Source organism: Pseudomonas sp. AOB-7 (assembly GCF_003696305.1).
Lineage (GTDB): Bacteria > Pseudomonadota > Gammaproteobacteria > Pseudomonadales > Pseudomonadaceae > Aquipseudomonas.
In genome coordinates this window covers 1-1,014 of sequence record NZ_RFFK01000043.1, presented here as the reverse complement: position 1 = coordinate 1,014, position 1,014 = coordinate 1, and the positions used below count along the sequence as shown (strand labels likewise).

Here is a 1,014-nt window from a genome sequence, read left to right as displayed (position 1 = left end):
AGCACCGCCTTGCTGTCGTCGACGAAGGCCGCGCTGGCGGGGCCGGCGGCGATCAGTACGGCGCCGCCGCAGAGCAGCTGGCAGAGAGAGCTGTGGTGCAGTCGCATGGTATTTCCTCTTGTTGTTATGGGCCGCGTTGCGCGGCGCAGGAGGCAGAGCGAGAAGCGTGCCAGCCCCTGCCGGCACGCGGCCCATCGGCGCAATGCCGCGGGCCAGAGCCTTTCGCCGAGAATGCAGAGGGGTGAGCGCGGGGCTGCAAAGCGTCTGCCGCGCTGGACATGTCGGCTGGCGGCGGCACTCGCTGTCCAGCCGACTGGACGCCGGACGCACCGATGTCACTCAGCGCTGACTCAGGCCGTGCTGCTGCAGCTTGCTGTACAGGCTGGCGCGGGAGATGCCCAGCTGCAGGGCGGCGCGGCGGCGGTTGCCCTGGCAGGCGAGCAGCATGCTCTGCAGGGCGCGGCGTTCGGCCTGGGCGATGGTCTGCGCCAGCGGCTGCACCGGCTCGTCGGCGCCGGGCGAGGCAGGGCTGGCCGGCGGTTCCAGCGCTCCGGCGCTGCCGGGCGCGGCCAGCAGCGGCTGCAACTGGGCCACATCCAGCAGCGGGCCGTCGACATCCAGCTGGGCGCGCTCGAGCAGGTTGCGCAGTTCGCGCACGTTGCCCTTCCAGGGCTGGCGGGCGAGCAGGCTCAGCGCCTTGTGGCTCAGCTCCATGGGCGCCTGGGCGGAGCGGTTGGCGATATCGTCGAGCAGGTATTCCACCAGCGCCGGGATGTCCTCGCGCCGTTCGCGCAGCGGCGGCACCTGCAGGGCCAGCACATTGAGGCGGTAGTACAGGTCGCCGCGAAACTGCCCGGCGGCCACCTTGGCCTCCAGGTCGATATGGGTGGCGGCGATCACCCGTACGTTGAGCGGCTTGACCTGGTTCGAGCCGAGCGGCTCCACCTCCTGCTCCTGCAGCACCCGCAGCAGCTTGGCCTGCAGCGGCAGCGGCAGGTCGCCGATCTCGTCGAG

Annotated in this window: 1 protein-coding gene; it reads right to left on the bottom strand. The window is 71.2% G+C overall.

The window, feature by feature from the left end; all coding sequences use genetic code 11:
* Positions 1-339: 339 nt before the first annotated feature.
* Positions 340-1,014 (bottom strand): sigma 54-interacting transcriptional regulator (locus EA796_RS22900; protein ID WP_147459084.1); only part of this gene is annotated, 675 nt, incomplete at its 5' end.